Here is a 21,127-nt window from a genome sequence, read left to right on the forward strand (position 1 = left end):
CACGCCGCAACGACGCAAATACATTACTGACCGGTCAGTCATTTACTGATGGCCGTCGGTCCCACCTCTTCCGCGTGCGCGAGGCTCCCATGAAGCTGCCCCTGGTCCTGCTGCTGTCGGCACTGGCCGCACTCACCGCCTGTTCGCGCCAGGAAAGCGCACCGGACCCGGTGCGCGCGGTGCGCACGCTGACGGTCGAGCCGCAGAGCGCCTCGGCCGGCTGGGAGTACGCCGGCGAGATCCGTGCCCGGACCGAATCGCGCCTGGGCTTCCGGGTCGGCGGCAAGATCGTCAGCCGCCGTGCCGACCTGGGCGATGCCGTCAAGGCCGGGCAGGTGCTGGCCCAGCTCGACGCGCAGGACCTGCGGCTCGGTCAGGACGCCGCACGCGCCGCACTCTCGGCGGCCCAGGTGAATCACGAGCAGGCGCTGGCCGACTACCGGCGCTTCAAGGAGCTGCGCGACCAGGGTTTCATCAGCAGCGCCGAGCTGGAGCGCCGCGACACCGCCCTGAAGGCCGCCAAGGCGCAGCTCGACCAGGCCGTGGCGCAAAGCAGCGTGCAGGGCAACCAGGCCGGTTATGCGGCGCTGGTGGCCGACGCGAGCGGGGTGATCACCGGGGTGGATGCCGAGCCCGGCATGGTGGTGGCCGCCGGTGCACCGGTGCTGCGCCTGGCGCACGACGGCCCGCGCGACGTGGTGTTCGCCGTGCCGGAGGACAAGGTGGCGACGCTGCGCCAGCTTGCCTCCCAGCCGGGCCGCTTCAAGGTTAGGCTCTGGGGCGGCGAGGCCGGTCCGCCGCTGCCCGCGACGGTGCGCGAGATCGCGGGCTCGGCCGACCCGGTGACGCGCACCTTCCTGGTCAAGGCCGACATCGGCAACGCGCCGGTGCGGCTGGGGCAGACGGCCACCGTGCAGGTGGACCTGCCGCCGGTGGCGGGCATTGCCAAGCTGCCGCTGTCCGCCCTGAAGGAAGAGCAGGGCAAGACCACGGTGTGGGTGGTCGACCGGCAGAGCATGACGGTGCAGCAGCAGGCGGTGACCCTGGCCGGCGCAGACGGCAACGAGGCCGTGGTGACGGCCGGCCTGGCCCCGGGCCAGCTGGTGGTGACCGCCGGCGTGCACGTGCTGACGCCGGGGCAGAAGGTGAAGCTGTACGGCGCCGTCTCCGCGCCCACTGCGGCAGGGGCCGGCACCGGCAGCGGTGCGGCCACCGCAAACGCCTCGGTGGCACGCCAATGAGCGCGGCGGGCGATGCGCTGCCGGGCGGCACCGGCACGCGCTTCAACGTCTCGCGCTGGGCGCTCGACCACCCGGCGCTGACGCGCTACCTGCTGGTCGTGCTGCTCGTGCTGGGCTTCGCGGCCTACTTCCAGCTCGGCCAGGACGAGGACCCCCCCTTCACGTTCCGCGCCATGGCGATGCGGGTGTTCTGGCCCGGCGCCACCGCGCAGCAGGTGGCCGACCAGGTGACCGACAAGCTCGAGAAGACGCTGCAGGAGGTGCCCTACGCCGACAAGATCCGCAGCTACAGCAAGCCGGGCGAGGCGCTGATCCTGTTCCAGGTGAAGGACAACTCGCCGCCGCGCGAGATGCCGCAGATCTGGTACACGGTGCGCAAGAAGATCGGCGACATGCGCGCCACGCTGCCGGCCGGCGTGATCGGCCCGTTCTTCAACGACGAGTTCGGCGACGTCTACGGCTCGATCTACGCGCTCTCGGCCGACGGCTTCAGCTACGAGGAGCTGCGCGAGCACGCCGACCGCGTGCGCCAGCGCTTGCTGAAGGTGAAGGACGTCAACAAGGTCGCGATCTTCGGCGCGCAGGACGAGAAGATCTTCGTCGAGATCTCGCAGAAGCGCCTGGCCCAGCTGGGCCTGGACTTCAACCAGGTGATCGCCCAGCTCGGCCAGCAGAACGCGGTGGAGTCGGCAGGTACCGTCAACACGCCCTCCGACTACCTGCAGGTGCGCGTGGGCGGGCAGTTCGGCTCGGTCGACGAGCTGCGGCAGTTCCCCATCCGAGCCGGCGGCACGAGCTTCCGTCTCGGCGACATCGCGCAGGTGCGGCGCGGCTACGTCGACCCGCCGCAGGTGAAGGTGCGCCACCAGGGCCAGGAGGTGATCGCGCTGGGCATCTCGATGGCCAAGGGCGGCGACATCATCGAGCTTGGCAAGGCGCTCAAGGCCACTGCGGCGGAGATCCGCGCCGCGCTGCCGGTGGGCATCGAGCTGCAGCAGTTCCAGGACCAGTCAACCGTCGTCTCGCGCTCGGTCAACGAGTTCGTGCGGGTGCTGATCGAGGCGGTGGTGATCGTGCTCGCGGTCAGCTTCGTCAGCCTCGGGCTGCACTTCAAGCCGCGCTTCCGGCTCGACTGGCGCCCCGGGCTGGTGGTGGCGATCACCATTCCGCTGGTGCTGGCCATCACCTTCGTCACCATGTACTACTGGGGCGTGGGCCTGCACAAGATCTCGCTGGGCTCGCTGATCATCGCGCTCGGCCTGCTGGTGGACGACGCGATCATCGCGGTCGAGATGATGGTGCGCAAGCTCGAGGAGGGCTACGACAAGCTGCGCGCGGCCACCTTCGCGTACGAGGCCACCGCGATGCCGATGCTGACCGGCACGCTGATCACCGCGGTCGGCTTCCTGCCCATCGGCATGGCCAGGTCCACCGTCGGCGAGTACACCTTCGCGATCTTCGCGGTGACCGCGGCGGCGCTGGTGATCTCGTGGCTGGTGTCGGTCTACTTCGTGCCCTACCTCGGCACGCGGCTGCTGCAGGTCAAGCCGCACGGCAGCGGCGAGCCGCACGAGCTGTTCGACACGCCGTTCTACAACCGCTTCCGGGCGCTGGTGAACTGGTGCGTCGCGCACCGCTGGATCACCATCGCGCTGACCGTGGGCACGCTGGGGCTCGGCATCGCCGGCATGGGCCGGGTGCAGCAGCAGTTCTTCCCCGATTCGAGCCGGCTCGAGTTGCTGGTCGACCTCTGGTACCCGGAGGGCACCTCGTTCGCGGCCAACCAGGAGGTGACCCGGCGCGTCGAGGCCCGGCTGCAGAAGCTCGATGGCGTCGACCATGTCACCACCTGGGTGGGCAGCGGCGCGGAGCGCTTCGCGCTGGTGCTCGACCAGATCTTCCCGCAGAGCAACGTCAGCCAGATCATCCTGATGCCGCGCGACCTGGCCGCGCGCGAGCGGCTGCGCCACGCCTTGCCGGAACTGCTGGCCACCGAGTTCCCGGAGGCGCGCGCGCGCGCCAAGCTGCTGCCCAATGGGCCGCCGGTACCGTACCCGGTGCAGTTCCGCGTGGTCGGCCCCGACCCGGCGCAGGTGCGGGTCTACGCCGACGAGGTGAAGGCCCTGATGCGCCAGAACCCGAACATGCGCGGCGTGAATGACAACTGGAACGAGGCCGTCAAGGTGCTGCGGCTGGAGGTGGACCAGGACAAGGCGCGCGCGCTCGGCGTCTCGAGCCAGGTCATCGCGCAGGCCGCGCGCACCTTCAACAGCGGCTCGACCATCGGCCAGTACCGCGACGGCGACCGCCTGATCGACATCGTGCTGCGCCAGCCGCTGGACGAACGCGACACGCTGACCGACCTGGCCAGCGGCTACGTGCCCACCAGCAGCGGACGCAGCGTGCCGCTGGCGCAGGTGGTCAAGGCGCAGTTCGCCTGGGAGCCCGGCGTGCTGTGGCGCGAAGGGCGCGACTACGCCGCCACGGTGCAGGGCGACATCGTCGAGGGCCTGCAGGGCGCCACCGTCTCGGCGCAGCTGAACCCGCTGTTCGATCCGATCCGGGCGAAGATGCCGCCGGGCTACCGCATCGAGGTGGCTGGCGCGGTGGAGGAGAGCAGCAAGGGCCAGGGCTCGATCGCCGTCGGCCTGCCGGTGGCCCTGTTCATCATGTTCACGCTGCTGATGCTGCAGCTGCACAGCTTCAGCCGTGCCGTGCTGGTGTTCCTGACCGGCCCGATGGGCATCGCCGGCGTGGCTGGCGCATTGCTGCTGCTGAACCGGCCGTTCGGCTTCGTCGCGCTGCTGGGCGTGATCGCGCTGATGGGCATGATCATGCGCAACTCGGTGATCCTGATCGACCAGATCGAGCACGACCGCGAGCGCGGCGTGGCTGCCTGGGACGCGATCGTCGAGGCCGCGGTGCGGCGCTGCCGCCCGATCATCCTGACCGCCGCGGCGGCGGTGCTGGCGATGATCCCGCTGTCGCGCAGCGTGTTCTGGGGCCCGATGGCGGTGGCCATCATGGGCGGACTGATCGTCGCCACCGCCTTGACGCTGCTGGCCCTGCCGGCCATGTACGCGGCCTGGTTCCGCGTCCGGCCGCCGGCCGAGGAACGCGGCGCGCCGTCCCGCTAAAATCGCCCGTTTGCCGGCGGCCGCCTCGCGCGGCCGCCCCGGGCGCGGGTGGCGAAATTGGTAGACGCACCAGGTTTAGGTCCTGACGCCAGCAATGGTGTGCGGGTTCGAGTCCCGCCCCGCGCACCAGTCATTCAACCAGAGAGTTCGAGATCATGTCCGTCCAAGTCGAAACCCTCGAGAAGCTCGAGCGCCGCATCAGCCTGACGCTGCCGGCCGAGGTCATCAAGTCCGAGGTCGAGTCGCGCCTGAAGAAGCTGTCGCGCACGGTCCGGGCCGACGGCTTCCGCCCGGGCAAGGTGCCGATGAGCGTCGTGGCCCAGCGCTACGGCTACTCGGTGCACTACGAGGTGATGAACGACAAGGTCGGCCAGGCCTTCGCCGACGCCGTCACCGAAGCCAAGCTGCGCGTGGCCGGCGCGCCCCGCATCACCGAGAAGGAGGGCGCGCCCGAAGGGCAGGTGGCCTTCGACGCCACCTTCGAGGTCTACCCCGAGATCAAGCTGGGCGACGTCGGCACGGCCGAGGTGGAGCGCATCTCCACCGAGGTCACCGAGGCGGCGATCGACCGCACGCTCGAGATCCTGCGCAAGCAGCGCCGCAGCTTCCAGCTGCGCCCGCAGGCCGAGGGCGCGGCCGAAGGCGACCGCGTGACGATCGACTTCGAGGGCAAGATCGACGGCGTGCCGTTCGACGGCGGCAAGGCCGAGAACTTCCAGTTCATCATCGGCGAAGGCCAGATGCTGGCGCAGTTCGACCAGGCGGTGCGCGGCATGCGCGCCGGCGAGAGCAAGACCTTCCCGCTGCAGTTCCCGGCCGACTACCACGGCAAGGACGTGGCCGGCAAGGAAGCCGACTTCATGGTCACGCTGAAGAAGATCGAGGCGCAGCACCTGCCCGAAGTCAACGAGGCCTTCGCCAAGTCGCTCGGCATCCAGGACGGCACCATCGAGGCGCTGCGCGCCGACATCAAGCGCAACCTCGAGCGCGAGGTGAAGTTCCGCGTGCTGGCGCGCAACAAGGCGGCCGTGATGGACGCGCTGGTCAAGCTCGCCGAGCTCGACGTGCCCAAGGCGCTGGTCGAGGGCGAGACCGAGCGCATGGTCGCCGACGCGCGCGAGGACCTGAAGAAGCGCGGCGTGAAGGACGCCGAGAAGGCGCCGATCCCGGCGGAGATCTTCCAGCCGCAGGCCGAGCGCCGCGTGCGCCTGGGCCTGGTGGTGGGCGAACTGGTGCGCGCCAACGGCCTGCAGGCCAAGCCCGACCAGCTGCAGAAGCACATCGAGGAGATGGCGCAGAGCTACGAGAAGCCGGCCGAGGTGGTGCGCTGGTACCTGAGCGACCGGCAGCGCATGGCCGAGGTCGAGGCGGTGGTGGTCGAGAACAACGTCGCGGACTTCGTGCTCGCCAAGGCCAGGGTGACGGACAAGGTGGTCCCCTTCGACGAACTGATGGTCGGCTGAGGGATATAGTCGTCCGCATCCCCCTCATCCGTCGGAACACTTCATGAGCGCGCTGGACACCACCAACCTGGGCATGGTCCCCATCGTCATCGAGACCTCGGGGCGCGGCGAACGCGCCTACGACATCTACAGCCGGCTGCTGCGCGAACGCATCATCTTCCTGGTCGGCCCGGTGACGGACCAGTCGGCCAACCTGGTGGTGGCGCAGATGCTGTTCCTGGAGAGCGAGAACCCGGACAAGGACATCTACCTGTACATCAACTCGCCCGGCGGCTCGGTCAGCGCCGGCCTGTCGATCTACGACACGATGAACTTCATCAAGCCGGACGTCTCGACCATGTGCCTGGGCCTGGCCGCCAGCATGGGCTCGTTCCTGCTGATGGCCGGCGCCAAGGGCAAGCGCATCGCGCTGCCGAACTCGCGCGTGATGATCCACCAGCCCTCCGGCGGCGCCCAGGGCCAGGCGACGGACATCGAGATCCACGCCCGCGAGATCCTGAAGACGCGCGAGCAGCTCAACCGCATCTACGCCGAGCGCACCGGCCAGACGCTCGAGAAGATCCAGCAGGACATGGAGCGCGACTTCTTCATGGATCCGCAGGAGGCCAAGGCCTACGGGCTGATCGACCAGGTGCTCGACAAGCGACCCTGAGCCGCGGAGCCGGTAAAACGGCCAAAAAGGGGGCAAACCGGGCCAAACCCACGGGGACGGCCCGGATCCCTTTTCAACTATCATTGGCTCCATGGCCGACAAAAAGGGCTCCTCCAGCGAGAAGGTTCTGTATTGCTCGTTCTGCGGCAAGAGCCAGCACGAGGTCAAGAAGCTCATCGCCGGGCCCTCGGTGTTCATCTGCGACGAGTGCATCGAGCTGTGCAACGACATCATCCGTGATGAAGTGCCGGCCGAGGGCGCCGACGCCAAGGCCGCCAAGTCCGACCTGCCGATCCCGACCGAGATCAAGGCCATCCTCGACCAGTACGTGATCGGCCAGGAAGTGGCCAAGCGCACGCTGTCGGTGGCGGTCTACAACCACTACAAGCGGCTCAAGCACATGAGCCGCACGAAGGACGAGGTCGAGCTCAGCAAGAGCAACATCCTGCTGATCGGGCCCACCGGTTCGGGCAAGACGCTGCTGGCCCAGACCCTGGCCCGGCTGCTCAACGTGCCGTTTGTGATCGCCGACGCGACCACGCTCACCGAAGCCGGCTACGTCGGCGAGGACGTCGAGAACATCATCCAGAAGCTGCTGCAGAACTGCGGCTACGACGTCGAGAAGGCGCAGCGCGGCATCGTCTACATCGACGAGATCGACAAGATCTCGCGCAAGGCCGACAACCCCAGCATCACCCGCGACGTGTCGGGCGAGGGTGTGCAGCAGGCACTGCTCAAGCTGGTGGAAGGCACGATGGCCAGCGTGCCGCCGCAGGGCGGGCGCAAGCACCCGAACCAGGACTTCCTGCAGATCGACACGACGAACATCCTGTTCATCTGCGGCGGCGCGTTCGACGGCCTCGAGAAGGTCATCCAGAACCGCACCGAGAAATCCGGCATCGGCTTCGGCGCCACCGTGCACACGAAGACCGAGAAGCGCGTCTCGGAGGTGTTTCGCCATGTCGAGCCGGAAGACCTGATCAAGTTCGGCCTGATCCCGGAACTGGTCGGCCGCCTGCCGGTGGTGGCCACGCTCGGCGAGCTGACCGAGGATGCGCTCATCCAGATCCTCACCGAGCCGAAGAACGCGCTGGTCAAGCAGTACCAGAAGCTGTTCGGCATGGACGGCGTCGAGCTCGAGATCCGGCCGTCCGCCCTGTCGGCCATCGCCCGCAAGGCGCTGGAGCGCAAGACCGGCGCCCGCGGCCTGCGTTCGATCGTCGAACATTCCCTGATCGACACGATGTTCGACCTGCCGACCCTTGACGGCGTCGTCAAGGTGGTGGTCGACGAGCACACGATCGAAGAAGAAGCCAAGCCGCTGCTCGTCTACCGCGAGCAGGCCAAGGCGAGCGCCTGAGTCCGGTGCGCCGCGCCCATCCTCCGGTGCGGCTCCTTGCAATCGTGACCTCGGGCCTCAGATCGGCCTGAGAAAGAGAGGTTTCCAATGTCCGGACATCCCATCCTGCCCGCCGAGAAGATCACGCTGCCGCTGCTGCCGCTGCGCGACGTGGTGGTCTTCCCGCACATGGTGATCCCGCTGTTCGTCGGGCGACCGAAGTCGATCAAGGCGCTCGAAGTCGCCATGGAGGCCGGGCGCCAGATCATGCTGGTGGCGCAGAAGGCCGCCGGCAAGGACGAGCCCAAGCCGGACGACATGTTCGAGGTCGGCTGCGTCTCCAGCATCCTGCAGATGCTCAAGCTACCGGACGGCACGGTGAAGGTGCTGGTGGAGGGCATCCAGCGCGCCAACACGCATTCCATCTCGGACAACGGCGAGTACTTCGTCTCCGAGGTGACGCCGGTTCCGCCCGAGGCCGACACCAAGCCCGAGGTGGAGGCGCTGCGCCGCGCGGTGACGCAGCAGTTCGACCAGTACGTCAAGCTGAACAAGAAGATCCCGCCGGAGATCCTGACCTCGATCGCCGGGATCGACGACGCCGGTCGCCTGGCCGACACGATCGCCGCCCACCTGCCGCTGAAGCTCGAGAACAAGCAGGCGGTGCTCGATCTGTTCCCGGTGTCCAAGCGGCTCGAGAAGCTGCTCGAGCAGCTCGAGCACGAGGTCGACATCCTGCAGGTCGAGAAGCGCATCCGTGGCCGCGTCAAGCGCCAGATGGAGAAGAGTCAGCGCGAGTACTACCTGAACGAGCAGGTCAAGGCGATCCAGAAGGAGCTCGGTGACGGCGAAGAAGGCGCCGACATGGAGGAGCTCGAGAAGAAGATCCGCGCCGCCAAGATGCCCAAGGACGCGCGCAAGAAGGCCGAAGCCGAGCTGAAGAAGCTCAAGCTGATGTCGCCGATGAGCGCCGAGGCGACCGTCGTGCGCAACTACATCGACACGCTGGTCAACCTGCCGTGGTCGAAGAAGACCAAGATCAAGCACGACCTGCCGTTCGCGGAAGACGTGCTCAACGAAGACCACTACGGCCTCGAGAAGGTCAAGGACCGCATCCTCGAGTACCTCGCGGTGCAGCAGCGCGTCGACAAGGTGAAGGCGCCGATCCTGTGCCTCGTCGGCCCCCCGGGTGTGGGCAAGACCTCGCTGGGCCAGTCGGTCGCGCGTGCGACGGGGCGCAAGTTCGTCCGCATGGCGCTGGGCGGCGTGCGCGACGAGGCCGAGATCCGCGGCCACCGCCGCACCTACATCGGCTCGATGCCGGGCAAGGTGCTGCAGAGCCTGACCAAGGTCGGCACGCGCAACCCGCTGTTCCTGCTCGACGAGATCGACAAGCTGGGCATGGACTTCCGCGGCGACCCGAGCTCGGCGCTGCTGGAGGTGCTCGACCCCGAGCAAAACCACACCTTCAGCGACCACTACGTCGAGGTCGACTTCGACCTGTCGGACGTGATGTTCATCGCCACCTCGAACAGCATGAACATCCCGCCGGCGCTGCTCGACCGGATGGAGGTGATCCGGCTGTCGGGCTACACCGAGGACGAGAAGGTCAACATCGCCCTGCGCTACCTGCTGCCCAAGCAGCGCAAGAACAACGGCGTGAAGGATGACGAGCTCGAGGTGACCGAGGCCGCGATCCGCGGCGTGATCCGCTACTACACCCGCGAGGCGGGCGTGCGTTCGCTCGAGCGCGAGATCAGCAAGATCTGCCGAAAGGTGGTCAAGTCGATCCAGCTCAAGCAGGTGTCGGACAAGGTGGTCGTCGATGACGAGAACCTGAACGACTTCCTCGGCGTACGCAAGTTCAGCTACGGCCAGGCCGAGAAGCAGAACCAGGTCGGCCAGGTGGTCGGACTCGCGTGGACCGAGGTCGGCGGCGACCTGCTGACCATCGAGGCGGCGGTGATGCCCGGCAAGGGCAACATCATCCGCACCGGCCAGCTCGGCGACGTGATGAAGGAGTCGGTCGAGGCCGCGCGCTCCGTGGTGCGCAGCCGCGCGCGGCGCCTGGGCATCAAGGACGAGCTGTTCGAGAAGCGCGACGTGCACATCCACGTTCCCGACGGTGCGACGCCCAAGGACGGCCCGAGCGCAGGCATCGCGATGACGACGGCCTTCGTCTCGGCGCTCACCGGCATCCCGGTGCGTGCGGACGTGGCGATGACCGGCGAGATCACGCTGCGCGGCGAGGTCACGGCGATCGGCGGGTTGAAGGAGAAGCTGCTGGCGGCGCACCGCGGCGGCATCAAGACGGTGCTGATCCCGGAAGAGAACGTCAAGGACCTGCAGGACATCCCGGAGAACGTCAAGAACCACCTGGAGATCGTGCCGGTCAAGTGGATCGACCGCGTGCTCGAGGTGGCGCTGCAGTCCGCGCCGCAGCCGCTGCCGGACGAGGAGCCGGCGGCCAAGCCGGAGGCCGCTCCAAAGGCCGAGCCGTCGGGCACCACCAGCGAGGCCATCAAGCACTGAGTGCCGCGTTGCCGGAAGAAATCGGAGACCGCCACGAGGCGGTCTCTTTTTTGTGGCTATAATGCGAGGCTCAACGCGGGAATAGCTCAGTTGGTAGAGCGCAACCTTGCCAAGGTTGAGGTCGCGAGTTCGAGACTCGTTTCCCGCTCCAGAACAGTGAAGAAAGGGAAGCCCAGGCTTCCCTTTTTTCCTCCGCTCACGGCGGCGCGGTAGCAAAGCGGTTATGCACCGGATTGCAAATCCGTGTAGGTCGGTTCGACTCCGGCCCGCGCCTCCACCTCTGTAGACGGCCCATGTTGGGGCCGTTCTAGCGTGGGGACCGGTGGGGAACTTTCGGGCCGGCGGCGCCCCATCTTCCCCACTGCGGCTGCCAGTTGCTCGACGGCGAGGTGCGCGTATCGCTTCGTGCTGGCCTGGCTCTTGTGCCCCAGCACCGCGCCCACGGTGTACAGGTCGACGCCGACCCGGATCAACTCCGACGCGGCGGAATGCCGTAGGTCGTGCGCGTGCAGATCTGGCATGCCGGCAAGCTCTCGCGCCTTCCTGAACCAGTAGCCGAAGGTGTAGCGGGTCGGGATCCCTTCGCGCTCGAGCAGGCGCACGCAGCCAGCCGCCTTCGGGTGCAGCGGCACGCGCCGCGGGCTGCCGTTCTTCGTGTCGGCCAGAACCGCCACGCCGGCGGCCAGATCGGGCCGCTGCGCCTCGATCTCGCCCAGGCGCATGCCTGAGTACCATGCGAGCCGGATCATCGACCTGGCGCCGCTGTGCCCGCAGGCGCGGGCCAGCGCCAGCATCTGCCGGCGGTCGATGAATACCTCGCGCGCATTGCGGACGGTCGGCATGACCACTCGTGCACCTGGATCGTGCTCGCAGAGCTGGTGCCGCTTCCACCCCCACCGGCAGGCCGCGCGGAGGTACGAAAGCCGGTTCTTGATCGTTGCCGGGGCGAGCGCGCCGTCCTGATCTTCGGCGTACTCCGCAGCGATGGTTGGCAGATCCTCGATGGCGCGCCCGGTCCACCAGTCGCGCATCGTCTCGAGCTCGCGCTCGACGTTCTGGCCGTGCTTCAGCTGCGGGAGCCGCTCCCGGGCGTAACGAGAGACAGCCTCGTCAACGGTGCGCCGAGGCTTGGCGACGCCGGTCGCGACCGCGTACAGGGCCGCGCTTTCCTTGCGGTCGTACGCGTCGGCCTGGGCTCGTGTCCACCCAACGGGGAGAAGGCGACGCTTGCGAAAACGGTTGCCGTCGATGCGGTGGCTGAACTCGAACTGGAAGCGTCGCCGGCCTTGGCCGTCGCGGATGACGTTGATCGGCATGATGCGCGGTAGGCCTCTACGTCGGCAGGATCGAAGCGAACGGCACCGGGCGCCGGCCGATAGCTCGGCAGCGCGCCCGAGGCGGCGAGATCATAGACCGTGCGCGGCTTGAGGCCGAGCAGGCGTGCGGCTTCCTTGGCGTCGATCATCACGCCACCTTCCCGCGATCCTGGAACCACTCCAGCGCGGCGCAGATCTCGGGCTGCTCCCACCAGCCGTCGATCTCCCGCCGGCACGCACGGTCGCGATAGAACGTCGGGCCGAAGTAGCTGTGCCACTCCATGAAGACCCGGCCGCCGCTGGCCAGGGGCAGGCGGAAGACGCGGTGGCCGGTGGCGCACGCGATGCACATGATTCGTCTCAGGCCTCCGACGTGGAGCTGGCCCACAGGAACGCCGAGGCGCGAAGCAGCCGTGCGGCGGCCCGGTAGTCGGCCAAGCCGACGCAGGGATGCGTCTCTGCCGGACCTTGCAGCCGGCCGTGCTCCAGCCAGTCTGCAGAGCGCTCGAAGCGATGCGCCAGGCTCATCACGTCGTCGTAGGTGATGTCTTGCGGCCCGACGTTGCCATCGTGGCGTTGACGAGGATGGGGCCGCTCATTCATCGCTTGCCGCTCCAGATGTTGAGCACCTGGCGGTGCGAAATGCCGTAAAGCGCGCCAGCTTTCCGGGACGAGAGCGTGCCTTTCAATGCGAGGAGTTCGTGGGCTTCATCGTCGGTCAGCTTCGACGCAGGGTTGGCTTCGCCGGTGAGGCGTCGACGGCCCAGCACGCGATAGGCATGTTCGATGTTCCCGCCGCGAGAAATGACCTCAAGGTTGGTCGTCGGCGCGTTGTCGCCCTTCGCGCCGTTGCGATGGTTCAGTTCCTCGGCGGCCTGGATCAGCCGCACCATGGCCGAGAACGTAGCGCGGTGGGCCGCCACGAAGACACGCCTGCCGCCGACCGTGAAATTGACCGCACGGTAGCCATTGCCGCGCTCGTGATCGCATCGCTGCGGCTCGATGGGCCTGCGCTTACCGGTACGGCCGAACGTGGCGAGGCGCCAGATGCTGCCGTCAGGGTCCACGCGGAACACGCCATCGGCGAGCAACCGGAGGAACTCAGCTTCGTGTGCCATCGTGGAATCCGTTGTGTTCGATGCCGTCGAGCAGGCGGCCGGCGGCCTTCTTGCCGACGTGCCGCACCGTTGTGCCGTCTGCGAAGTAGTGGTGCCGCCCCCGGCCGGCAACCGCGCTCACGCTGGCCCAGTCACCGTTCTGCTTGTGCAGGTAGGCGATGCCGTGCTCCGCAGCGAAGTCACGCGCGCCGCGGAACCAGTCTGGATGCGCTGGCCGAGCCTCGTGGCCTGACTCGCCGCCGCTGATGAGCTGGTGCAGGAACTCCCATCCGGTCCAGTCCACCGGACCGAGCGCCGGCTCGTAGCTGACGAACGTCTTCCAGCCAGCACAGGCCAAGGCACGCATGTGCGGCAGGTGCGCGTCAGCCTGGGCCTGGTTCTCGGCCGTGCAGCCGATGAAGACGTTCGGCAGCGGATCGCTCAGGGCAACCGGCTCGGCGAACCTTGCTGGCCGCTTCGTCAGCACGAGAAACGTGTGCCAGTGGGCGCGCTCCATGACGTCGAACGCGCAGGCGATCTGGTCGTTCGTCACCTTCTCGTGCGCGATGTCGCCCATGCTGGTCAGGAACCAGCGGCCTGGCTTCCGCGTCCTGAGCGGCAGGTCGAGCACGGCCTCGTCAAAGCGAACCTCGCCGGTCCACTTGCCGATGTTGCCCACGCGGGTTGCAAGGCCAGCGTACTTCGCTTGCCCCATCGCTTCGAGGCGGGCCGCCATCAGCGCGGCATAGCACTTGGCGCACGCGGGACTGACGGCCTCGCAGCCGACCACCAGCGTCCATGTGTGGTCGCACCACTCTATGGCGGTGTTCTCAGCCATGGGCGGCCTCCCGCAGCGCGTCGCGCGGCACGTCGAAGAACGAGAGCTGCCCCTTCCAGGGCACGAAGGGCAGCGGCCGCGGGTCGCGCAGCACGAAGCCGTACTCGCCGAAGAACCAGCCGGAGGCGCTCTCCGTCACGCAGTCGGCCAGCTCGACCGAACCGATCACGCCGCCGCGCTGCAGGTCCTCGGGGTTCGGCACGCGCTGCCCGAGCGACAGCGCGAGGTCCGCGGCGCTCTCGTACTCCGCGCGCGTCATGCCCTTGCCGGCGTGCACCAGCAGGCGACCGCGAAAGACCGTGGACCAGCTGCGGTTCTCGATGTCCTTGCGCCCCGGGCTGTGCAGCCATTCCTCGCGAGCGTCGCCGGTCAGGTCGGGCCGGATGATGAGCCAGGCCCAAGGCTGGCGGATGCTGAGGGTAATCACTGCGACCCTCCGTCAGTGGCACCAGCACGGTAGGCGTCGCACCGCTCGGCCGTCTGCAGCGAGCCGCACGGCGGTCCCTCGACGGCGCTGACGATCTCGCGCTTGCAGAACTCGCAGCGCGCCTTCGAGTCGTCCATCGCCAGCAGCCGGGCACGCGCCTCAGGATCGGTGACGCACTCGTTCACGGCCTCGGCCCAGGTCTGCTGCTTCGGCCGGCGCGCCTCGAGCGCGTCCCAGTCGAGCGTGCCGTCGGCGCGAACCAGGCCGGCCGAGCGCAGGATGGTGTCCGCATCCCTGAGCACCTGGGAGTGCTCGCCGGCGTGGAGCTTCATCAGCAGGCCCAGCAGCGTGGTGTTGCCGTTGCGGAACTGGTCGCGCTGCGTCTCGGCCTCGTTCGCGGCCAACAGCATGGCATCGACCACCCAACGGTGCGGCTGCCAAGTTTCTGCCAGCAGGTCGGTGGCCGGCATGTAGCTGTGCCGCTCGCCGCATGCGACGGCGGCTTCACGGGCGATCTGGACGCATCGATCCTGGTGCATGGTCAGGTCCTCGGGGTGGTCAGAGCGCGGTACTCGCGCATGGCGTCACGGCCGGTGATCAGCGGCGACTCGGTGGGCTGGATGGCTTCGCGCAGCAGATGCAACTCCAGCTTGAGCGCCCGCACCTCGGCGAGCACCTCGTCCACCTTGTCGTGCAGGTTGGACGGTCTGGACTCGAGACGAATGCCGGCTTCCTCGAACGCAGCGAGGTCGCGGAGGCGCTTCGCTACCGAGTAGGGGAAGCCAGAGGAGGCCGGATCAGTGTCAGAAGGCATTGGCTTTCTCCACGTTGGGCTTGGGTCCGAGCAGCTTCTCGCGCGCTGCGTCAAGGTCGATCTGTCTCTTGGGGCCGGCCGGGTGCTGGTGGTTGTGGTCGAGGTCCGCCAGCAACTCGCGGAAGGCCGTCTGGAACCATGTCCACTGGCTCTCGGCAAACCTCGCGTACAGCGACCAACTGATCGAGGATCGCAAGAGGCGATCAATCTCGGCATGCAGCAGGCGCAGGCACTCGAGCTCGCTGTGCGCCGTGTGCAGCCCGTAGTGCCTCAGGCCGGTATCGCCTTGCCTGATCGGGAACCCACAGTGCGAGCAGCGACGCTCCTCGCGGGCGGAAGCCGAGGGCGCTTCGGTGTTGGTGGTGTTCTTCTGCGTCACGGCTCGCCGCCTTCTTGACGAGCGTTCGAAGCAGCGCACGCGATCCGATCCGCACGCACCGTCAGCGCATGCGCCGCGGCGCGCAGCTCGGGCTCTGTCGGCTCGCGGCCGAGACTGGCCAGCAGGCCGTCGATGAACTGCACCAGCGCCGGCGGATGCTTCTTGCAGGCGAGGCCGTTCGGCAGCCGGCCCTCCACGACATCGCCGCCGCGGCACGTGCCGGGGAAGCAGCTGCAGGTCTGATGGCTCATCGGTAGATCTCCTGCAGCGCCTTCTCCTGCGCCGCGTTGAGCTCGGCCATCGCCTGGTGCGAGCCGCCGGGCTTGTCGGGGTGGTACCGGCTGGCCAGCCGGCGGTACGCGTCCTTGACGCCCTCGCGCGTGACGGCGAGGCGGTCGACGTCGAGCACCCGCCACCAGTCGCGGCCCACCGCCGCGCCAGGCGCCGGCAGCGCCAGGAAGCCCTGGAAGGTCGCGCGCACCAGCGCCAGCGTGCCGTGCCGCAGCTCCACGCGGCGGGCCTCGAGGATGTGGTGAATCGCCTGCAGGTTCGATGCGACGCTGTGATAGCGGTCGACCGGGATGCATACCTGCAGGCCGTCCCACACGAAGTAGACGGCCACGCCTGGGTCAGCCGGCGCGTCGACACCCAGCGTGACGTTGCTGCTGATCACCAGCTGCTCGAGCTTCTTCCCCGAGTCGGCCGCGAAGAGCTTCAGGCTGCTCTGGACGTTCTTGATCGCGGCCGGCAGCGCGGTCTTGAACTTGCCGTGCTCGCGGTACTTTGCGCGCGGGAAGTGCGCCGGCCAGCAGAGAGGAAAGGCCGAGGCGCTCACTGCGGTGCTCCGTTGGGAAGGCTGACCCCCAGCGCGATCGGCCGCACCCAGATCGGCTGCGCGCTGAGGATGAACGTCTCTCCGCTCCAGGCCAGCAGCAGCGTCGTGCCCATCACGTGTGCGATGGCCTCGGCAGCCGCGGGCGGCACGGCGTTGCCGATGCGCTCGCGCCAGGCGCTGTCGCTGAGGCCGTCGAGTTCGAGCTGATCCTCGGGGTCGACCAGCGACTGCAGGGCCGCCAGCTCGAGCGTGGTGAACGGCCGGTGCCAGGTGCCGTCCTCGGCGCGGATCACGGCCACGAGCTTCTCGTCGGCCGCCGGCATGTCCACTTTCGGCGCCTCATCCGAGGTCGGAAAACCGGAAGTGCACGAGGGCCCGACTTGCGCAATTTCGCAAGTTCGCGGATCGGCCACCGACCACCGGCCGTTGTCGTGCGTGGCGGCCGAGCTCACCGCCCCGGAGGGTGCACCCCACGGGATGACCCCGTAGTGGCCGCCCGTCAGGTAGGCCCCCCGCTGGGGGTCCATCCCTCCACGGGGGTCGGCCACGGCGTAGGCCCCCTGACCGGTGGTGCTGCCACTGATCACCGTGCCGGCCGGGCCTTCCCAGCCGGTCACCGCGTACTTCCCGAAGGCCTCGCCCTGCCGGCGCGGGTCGGCGACGCACTGGCCGCTGCCGTGCGCGCTGGTGACGGCGCAGGCCTCACGGTCCCAGCGCACCACGCGGAACTCGTTCGAGTGCTTCGGTGCGCCGGCGTGGCGCGGATCCGCCACGGAGCCGTACCCACTGCCGGGGGCCAGCTTGCTGGTGACGGTGCTGCTGCTCTCGCCCCAGTGGGTTACCCCGTACGCGTGCCCATCGTTCCATGCCGCCGATTCGGCGAAGCGCGGATCGGCCACGCTGAAGGCGCCGTTGCTCGGCCGGCTCTCGCTGGCCACCACGCCGGTCGGCTCGTTCCAGGCGCGCACGCCGTAGCCGCCGCGGTGCATCGCCGGCACGATCAGGTAGTCGCGCAGCTGGCCATCCTCGATCGCGAGGCGGTTGAGGCTGCGCCAGTCGCTGCCGGCTTCGACGAAGGCGAGACGAACCCAGGTCTTCCACTGCAGCGCCGGCACGCGGTGCATCGGGCCGGCGGCCGGATCGCCCGGCAGCGCCATGCGGCCCAGCACGGTGCCGACGGCGCGCAGCGGCCGCGTCTCGGGCTCGTACAGGAAGGGCGCGACCTTCTCGACCTGCCGGGCCACCAGCAGGAAGCGCTTGCGGCTCTGCGCGAGGCTGCCGAGTTCGCCGCAGTCGTGCGTCGTCTCGGCCACCGCGTAGCCGTAGGCCCGCAGCAGGTCGACGATCTGGTCCAGCAGGTGCCGGCCGCGCGTGGCGATGCGAGGCACGTTCTCGAAGACGATCAGCTCGGGCAGGTCGTCCTTCCAGGCCTCGAGCATCAGCCACACGCCGCGCAGCGTCAGGCGGTTCAAGGCCTGGTACCGGTCAGTGCGACTGCGGCTCTCGCTGAGCAGCCCGGAGAACCCCTTGCACGGCGCCGACAGGAAGACGATGTGCGGCCGCTCGTTCCCGGCGGCGCGCTGGATGTCGGCCGGCGTGGCCTCGCGCCAGTCGGTGCCCGGCTCGCGGCCGTGGAAGGCGCGGTACTGGTCGCGGTCGAACAGGTCGAGCACCGTGCCGCGCACGCCGGCCAGGCGCTCGAAGTCGCGCATCGCGGCTGCGTCGATGTCGATGCCGCCGAGGCAGCGGAAGAGCGCCTGCAGGTTGCCCACGCGAGGCTGGGCGCGGTTGAAGCCCTTGGCGCCGCCACCGAGGCCAGCGAAGAGATGGAAGTGGCGGATCTCGACGTTCGTCATAGCGACACCGGGCCCTTCACCATCGGGGCGTAGTGCGTCACGCCGCGGATGCGCCACGCGGTCACGTCGCGCCAGATCGGCTCGCCGGCTTCGTCCCGGCCGTCGAGGAAGCCTTCGAACGCGCCGGTCTCGCCGGGCACGAACAGCAGGATGTTGTTCCCTCCTGTGGGCAGGGCATTGGCATCGACCGGATGCCAAGTGATGGTCTCCGTGGTCATGCTGCGGCCTTCAATCGGTTCAGCATGCAGCCCTGACCGTCGTCCGCGAAGGTGCCGCTGCATCCAGGCGGCACAGGCGTGTCGCAGTTCCAGCAGACGGGCGGCAACACCGCGCGCTCCGTGATGCTGCTGGCGTCGACGATGGCGATGCCGACGCGGTGCGCCACGTGCAGCTCGAGGTGCGCGCCGTCGCTGATCTGCCAGCCCGGCAGCAGCGCGACGGTGTCGCAGGTGAGCATCTCCCGCAGATCGGCCCGCAGGCACATCTTCCACGGCGTGCCCGGGTCGGGGTTCACGTCGACCGGGTTCACCACGTCGTAGCCAAGCTGGCGCAGACGCGCCGCCTCGGCGTTGAACGCCGGGAAGTTGTGCTCCGGCATGCCGCTCATCGGCCCGCTGATGTAGACGCGGCGCATCAGGCGGGCACCTTCACGTCCATGATGAAGCGCACGCCCATCGCTGCGACCTGGATCGCCTCTTCGCGAGCGCCCTGCGGGAAGTTGCGCTTGACGTCGTCCCACAGCTCGTCGAGTTCCTCGGCGATCACCGCGTAGCCCTCGTGCGAGCTGTTGAACGCCGGATAGCGCTCGATGGCGCGAAGTACCTCCGCGCGTACCTGTGCCAGGGCTGCATCCAGAGCGGCGACGCGCTCGGGCGTGCAGTGGCTGATCGGTTCCGTCTTCAAGTTCGTCCCCCGTTGGCGGGCCATCGCGGCCCACATGCAGTGCTCGGCGCTCGTGTCGCACCCGAGGCACTGCCCGGGTGGACATGAGCAGGGCTCGGCCACCTCAGTGCGTGGTGGTGCTGGCGCCGGAGCCGGCGAAGGCGGCCGTCGCGGCGTCGGCCTTGGCGGCGTCCTTCTTCTCGAGGTCCGCGGCGACCTTCTTGATGTGCTCCTGCGCGGCGTCGCTCGCCTTCGTCATCTCGGCGGTCGAGCTGCCGGCGGCCAGCGCGGCCTTCGTGGCGGCCTTGCCGCGCTCCGTGCGCGCCGGGCGTTCCTCGCCCTTGTGCGGCACCTTCGGGCCGGCCTCGCCCTTCACGCGCGTGACCGCGGCGCGCTCGGCAGCACCCGGCTTGCGCGGCGCGGCAGGCGGCGGCGTGTCCGGATCGGTGTCGCCGGTGCCGGCCTCGTCCGCGAGGTCGCGCTGGTGCACCTCGGGCGGCGTCATGCGCATGGGCATGGTCTTGCTCTTCAGCGAGCCCAGCTCGCCGAGCATCACCTTCGACACGTCGGGCGACTCGAGCGAGCAGCCGGCCACCACGGTGCCGCCTTCCTTGAACTGCAGCACCCAGTCGCTCAGGATGCAGTCCTTGATCAGCAGGTTCGATTCCTTGCGGCCGGTGCCGATCACGATCTCCGTCGTGTAGCCGGTCATCTCGAAAGTCAGCGGCAGCTTGGCGATCTTGGCGCCGAGCTGCGTCAGGCGGACCGACTTCTTCGGCTCCACCACTTCGATCTCGCTCTGCGCGCCGCGCGTCTCGGTCGGCGGCTCGTAGACGAACTCGGTGAGGTGCGCGCCGAAGTGCTCCAGCGTGTCGGGCGGCAGCTGCATCTCGAGCTTCAGCTTCACGCCCGGCTTCTCGTCGGGCTTGCGGTTCTTCTGGCTGAGGGTAATGACGTTCTTCACCTTCACGTCGGTGGCATTCGACAGTGCGAACATGGCTCGTAGCTCCTGGTGGTTGCAGGTCAGACGGTGTGGGTGCCTTCGACACCGCGGCGCATGCGGGCCAGCGTGCGGCTGTGCAGCCAGTGCTGGGCTTCCTCGAGCTTCGTTAGCGCGATGGCGTTCTCGCGGCACGCGTAGGGGCCGGCCTGGAAGGAACGGAGGCGGTCGATCACGATGGCGATGAGCGCTTCGTGGGTGATGCCGTTGACGCCCTTCTCCGGGATCGGCCCGTTCTGGAACAGGATGTCGGCCATCTGATAGGCCGGCCCGCTGTTGCTCTCGTTCGTCGAGCTGTTGAAGCCGCCGATGGTGTACAGGTGGCTGGCGCCGCCGGCGCCGGGCTTGTCCACCACGGTGATGGTCAGCAGATCGTTGGCAGGGTTCACCTTGTGGTCGTGGATCGTGCGCATGTGGATTTCCTGGGGGTGTGGTCAGTAGGAGCGGCCGTGGCCGTCGAGGTCTTCCGGGTCGTCGTCGGGGTCGCTGGGCACGACTCCGCCGGGCAGGCGCAGCTGTCGCGCGTCGTCGACCAGCGCGGCGACGGCTTCCTTCGACTGGTAGGGCTTCAGCGGCTCGTGCTTGATGCCGCGCGCGGCTTCGCGCGCCACGTCTTCGTCGCACCAGTTCACGGCGTAGATGGCGCCGGCGCCGAAGCTGCGCGTGTGGGCCTGGATCAGCCGCTGCCGGCGCACCGGCGGCGATTCGTCGTAGTCGACTTCCGAGACGACGATCTCGGGCACGTCGACGCGGATGAACGCGGCACCGGCGAACACCTGCTCGCTGACGCGGCCGGCGATGCGGTTGTGGCCCAGGAGTTCGACCACGGCCCACATCGCGGGCGGCTGGGTGTTGGCTTGCTGATCGCTCATGGTCAGTGCGCCTTGTCGCTGGGCGGCACGTGGGTGCCGGGGAGGGTGTCGTCGTCGCCGACAACCTCCACCGAAACACTCGGGACGCCAACTTGCTGGAAGAGCTGCAGCAGAGCGCCTGCAGATGCGCCGCGGGCCTGGCATTCGTAGCAGTGCGATTGGTGCCACCACGAGGCCACGCGGCGCTTCATCCGGTTCACGCGCGCGATGCGCACCTGTTCCTGGAGGCTGGCGCTCATGACGGGCTCCCTTCTCCGACGGCCTTCTGGTCCGGCTCTTCGACCTGGACGCCAGCCTTGAAGGCGCGCTCGAGGTCGGTCTGCGTGGCGACGCGCGTGACGTAGGTGCCGCGCGCGACGTGCATGAGCGCGGCGTTCGGGTGCGACGCTCGCACCAGGCGCACCGCGTCGCCTTGCTCGATGGTGTAGATCCGCTTCGTGGCCATGG

Annotated in this window: 26 protein-coding genes, 3 tRNA genes and 2 pseudogenes; 10 read left to right on the forward strand and 21 right to left on the reverse strand. The window is 68.5% G+C overall.

Annotated features, from left to right (window positions below; genetic code table 11):
* The first annotated feature begins 89 nt into the window (after nt 1-89).
* The 9 genes from D9C15_RS20690 (at nt 90) to D9C15_RS20730 (ending at nt 10,641) form a co-directional block, all read left to right on the forward strand.
* The gene (locus D9C15_RS20690) at nt 90-1,241 is read left to right on the forward strand and encodes an efflux RND transporter periplasmic adaptor subunit (RefSeq protein WP_128000352.1); all 1,152 of its coding nucleotides are present in this window, start codon (nt 90-92) and stop codon (nt 1,239-1,241) included.
* Nucleotides 1,238-4,378 (forward strand): efflux RND transporter permease subunit, encoded by a 3,141-nt coding sequence (locus tag D9C15_RS20695; protein WP_128000353.1) that lies wholly within the window; start codon nt 1,238-1,240, stop codon nt 4,376-4,378. Before D9C15_RS20690 ends, D9C15_RS20695 begins: the two co-directional genes overlap by 4 nt.
* A 42-nt stretch (nt 4,379-4,420) precedes the next feature.
* A tRNA-Leu gene (locus D9C15_RS20700) sits at nt 4,421-4,507 on the forward strand.
* Nucleotides 4,508-4,533: 26 nt separating this feature from the next.
* Nucleotides 4,534-5,841 carry a trigger factor gene (gene tig, locus D9C15_RS20705; RefSeq protein WP_128000354.1) on the forward strand — a complete coding sequence of 436 codons (1,308 nt, stop codon included), beginning with the start codon at nt 4,534-4,536 and terminating at the stop codon, nt 5,839-5,841.
* Between the two features lie 43 nt (nt 5,842-5,884).
* On the forward strand, nt 5,885-6,493 hold the full coding sequence (gene clpP, locus D9C15_RS20710; RefSeq protein WP_112189851.1) for an ATP-dependent Clp endopeptidase proteolytic subunit ClpP: 609 nt from the start codon (nt 5,885-5,887) through the stop codon (nt 6,491-6,493).
* A gap of 91 nt (nt 6,494-6,584) precedes the next feature.
* Nucleotides 6,585-7,853: an ATP-dependent Clp protease ATP-binding subunit ClpX gene (clpX, locus tag D9C15_RS20715; RefSeq protein ID WP_112189852.1), complete on the forward strand. Its 1,269-nt coding sequence runs from the start codon at nt 6,585-6,587 to the stop codon at nt 7,851-7,853.
* 87 nt (nt 7,854-7,940) lie between these two features.
* Complete coding sequence (gene lon, locus D9C15_RS20720; protein WP_128000355.1) at nt 7,941-10,364, forward strand: endopeptidase La; 2,424 nt, start codon at nt 7,941-7,943, stop codon at nt 10,362-10,364.
* A 75-nt stretch (nt 10,365-10,439) separates the two neighbouring features.
* Nucleotides 10,440-10,515 (forward strand) — tRNA-Gly (locus tag D9C15_RS20725).
* Nucleotides 10,516-10,567: 52 nt separating this feature from the next.
* Nucleotides 10,568-10,641: transfer RNA gene (locus D9C15_RS20730), tRNA-Cys, on the forward strand.
* 163 nt (nt 10,642-10,804) lie between these two features.
* Here the strand turns inward: D9C15_RS20730 and D9C15_RS34125 are convergent.
* A pseudogene (locus D9C15_RS34125) lies at nt 10,805-11,206 on the reverse strand (site-specific integrase); the annotation flags it as partial.
* On the opposite strand from D9C15_RS34125, the gene D9C15_RS34130 reads away from it, so the two are divergent.
* Nucleotides 11,129-11,692: a hypothetical protein gene (locus D9C15_RS34130; protein WP_240668489.1), complete on the forward strand. Its 564-nt coding sequence runs from the start codon at nt 11,129-11,131 to the stop codon at nt 11,690-11,692. The pseudogene D9C15_RS34125 and the gene D9C15_RS34130 overlap by 78 nt on opposite strands.
* A gap of 44 nt (nt 11,693-11,736) precedes the next feature.
* On the opposite strand, the pseudogene D9C15_RS34595 reads toward D9C15_RS34130, so the two are convergent.
* The 20 genes and pseudogenes from D9C15_RS34595 to D9C15_RS20835 all read right to left on the reverse strand — a co-directional run.
* Nucleotides 11,737-11,829, reverse strand: a pseudogene (locus D9C15_RS34595) (helix-turn-helix domain-containing protein); the annotation flags it as partial.
* A complete protein-coding gene (locus D9C15_RS20745) occupies nt 11,829-12,032 on the reverse strand; it encodes a hypothetical protein (protein ID WP_128000357.1) in 204 nt (67 codons plus the stop codon). The gene D9C15_RS20745 and the pseudogene D9C15_RS34595, both read right to left, overlap by 1 nt.
* Before the next feature lie 8 nt (nt 12,033-12,040).
* Nucleotides 12,041-12,283 (reverse strand): hypothetical protein, encoded by a 243-nt coding sequence (locus D9C15_RS20750; protein ID WP_128000358.1) that lies wholly within the window; start codon nt 12,281-12,283, stop codon nt 12,041-12,043.
* Complete coding sequence (locus D9C15_RS20755) at nt 12,280-12,798, reverse strand: hypothetical protein (RefSeq protein WP_128000359.1); 519 nt, start codon at nt 12,796-12,798, stop codon at nt 12,280-12,282. Before D9C15_RS20755 ends, D9C15_RS20750 begins: the two co-directional genes overlap by 4 nt.
* Nucleotides 12,782-13,615: a DUF5131 family protein gene (locus D9C15_RS20760; RefSeq protein ID WP_128000360.1), complete on the reverse strand. Its 834-nt coding sequence runs from the start codon at nt 13,613-13,615 to the stop codon at nt 12,782-12,784. The genes D9C15_RS20755 and D9C15_RS20760 overlap by 17 nt, the downstream gene beginning before the upstream one ends.
* Nucleotides 13,608-14,042, reverse strand: coding sequence for an ASCH domain-containing protein (locus D9C15_RS20765; RefSeq protein ID WP_205854859.1), 435 nt, complete (start codon nt 14,040-14,042; stop codon nt 13,608-13,610). Before D9C15_RS20765 ends, D9C15_RS20760 begins: the two co-directional genes overlap by 8 nt.
* Nucleotides 14,039-14,581 carry a hypothetical protein gene (locus tag D9C15_RS20770; RefSeq protein WP_128000361.1) on the reverse strand — a complete coding sequence of 181 codons (543 nt, stop codon included), beginning with the start codon at nt 14,579-14,581 and terminating at the stop codon, nt 14,039-14,041. The genes D9C15_RS20765 and D9C15_RS20770 overlap by 4 nt, the downstream gene beginning before the upstream one ends.
* Before the next feature lie 2 nt (nt 14,582-14,583).
* Nucleotides 14,584-14,856: a hypothetical protein gene (locus tag D9C15_RS20775; RefSeq protein ID WP_128000362.1), complete on the reverse strand. Its 273-nt coding sequence runs from the start codon at nt 14,854-14,856 to the stop codon at nt 14,584-14,586.
* Nucleotides 14,846-15,235 (reverse strand): hypothetical protein, encoded by a 390-nt coding sequence (locus tag D9C15_RS20780; protein ID WP_128000363.1) that lies wholly within the window; start codon nt 15,233-15,235, stop codon nt 14,846-14,848. The genes D9C15_RS20775 and D9C15_RS20780 overlap by 11 nt, the downstream gene beginning before the upstream one ends.
* Nucleotides 15,232-15,486 (reverse strand): hypothetical protein, encoded by a 255-nt coding sequence (locus tag D9C15_RS20785; RefSeq protein WP_128000364.1) that lies wholly within the window; start codon nt 15,484-15,486, stop codon nt 15,232-15,234. The genes D9C15_RS20780 and D9C15_RS20785 overlap by 4 nt, the downstream gene beginning before the upstream one ends.
* Nucleotides 15,483-16,070, reverse strand: a complete 588-nt coding sequence (locus tag D9C15_RS20790) for a J domain-containing protein (RefSeq protein WP_128000365.1) — start codon at nt 16,068-16,070, stop codon at nt 15,483-15,485. The genes D9C15_RS20785 and D9C15_RS20790 overlap by 4 nt, the downstream gene beginning before the upstream one ends.
* Nucleotides 16,067-17,926: a DNA cytosine methyltransferase gene (locus D9C15_RS20795; protein ID WP_128000366.1), complete on the reverse strand. Its 1,860-nt coding sequence runs from the start codon at nt 17,924-17,926 to the stop codon at nt 16,067-16,069. The genes D9C15_RS20790 and D9C15_RS20795 overlap by 4 nt, the downstream gene beginning before the upstream one ends.
* Nucleotides 17,923-18,144, reverse strand: coding sequence for a hypothetical protein (locus tag D9C15_RS20800; RefSeq protein WP_128000367.1), 222 nt, complete (start codon nt 18,142-18,144; stop codon nt 17,923-17,925). Before D9C15_RS20800 ends, D9C15_RS20795 begins: the two co-directional genes overlap by 4 nt.
* Entirely contained in the window at nt 18,141-18,560 is a 420-nt protein-coding gene (locus D9C15_RS20805; protein WP_164886794.1) for a DUF4406 domain-containing protein, read from the reverse strand. The genes D9C15_RS20800 and D9C15_RS20805 overlap by 4 nt, the downstream gene beginning before the upstream one ends.
* Entirely contained in the window at nt 18,560-18,865 is a 306-nt protein-coding gene (locus tag D9C15_RS20810; protein WP_128000368.1) for a hypothetical protein, read from the reverse strand. Before D9C15_RS20810 ends, D9C15_RS20805 begins: the two co-directional genes overlap by 1 nt.
* 67 nt (nt 18,866-18,932) lie before the next feature.
* Nucleotides 18,933-19,805, reverse strand: coding sequence for a hypothetical protein (locus D9C15_RS20815; RefSeq protein WP_128000369.1), 873 nt, complete (start codon nt 19,803-19,805; stop codon nt 18,933-18,935).
* 26 nt (nt 19,806-19,831) lie between these two features.
* Complete coding sequence (locus D9C15_RS33755; RefSeq protein ID WP_205854860.1) at nt 19,832-20,221, reverse strand: Acb2/Tad1 domain-containing protein; 390 nt, start codon at nt 20,219-20,221, stop codon at nt 19,832-19,834.
* Between the two features lie 21 nt (nt 20,222-20,242).
* Nucleotides 20,243-20,680 carry a hypothetical protein gene (locus D9C15_RS20825; protein ID WP_128000370.1) on the reverse strand — a complete coding sequence of 146 codons (438 nt, stop codon included), beginning with the start codon at nt 20,678-20,680 and terminating at the stop codon, nt 20,243-20,245.
* A 2-nt stretch (nt 20,681-20,682) separates the two neighbouring features.
* A complete protein-coding gene (locus D9C15_RS20830; protein ID WP_128000371.1) occupies nt 20,683-20,919 on the reverse strand; it encodes a hypothetical protein in 237 nt (78 codons plus the stop codon).
* Complete coding sequence (locus D9C15_RS20835; RefSeq protein WP_128000372.1) at nt 20,916-21,125, reverse strand: hypothetical protein; 210 nt, start codon at nt 21,123-21,125, stop codon at nt 20,916-20,918. The genes D9C15_RS20830 and D9C15_RS20835 overlap by 4 nt, the downstream gene beginning before the upstream one ends.
* Nucleotides 21,126-21,127: the final 2 nt, after the last annotated feature.

Source organism: Piscinibacter defluvii, assembly GCF_004011805.1.
GTDB lineage: Bacteria > Pseudomonadota > Gammaproteobacteria > Burkholderiales > Burkholderiaceae_C > Piscinibacter > Piscinibacter defluvii.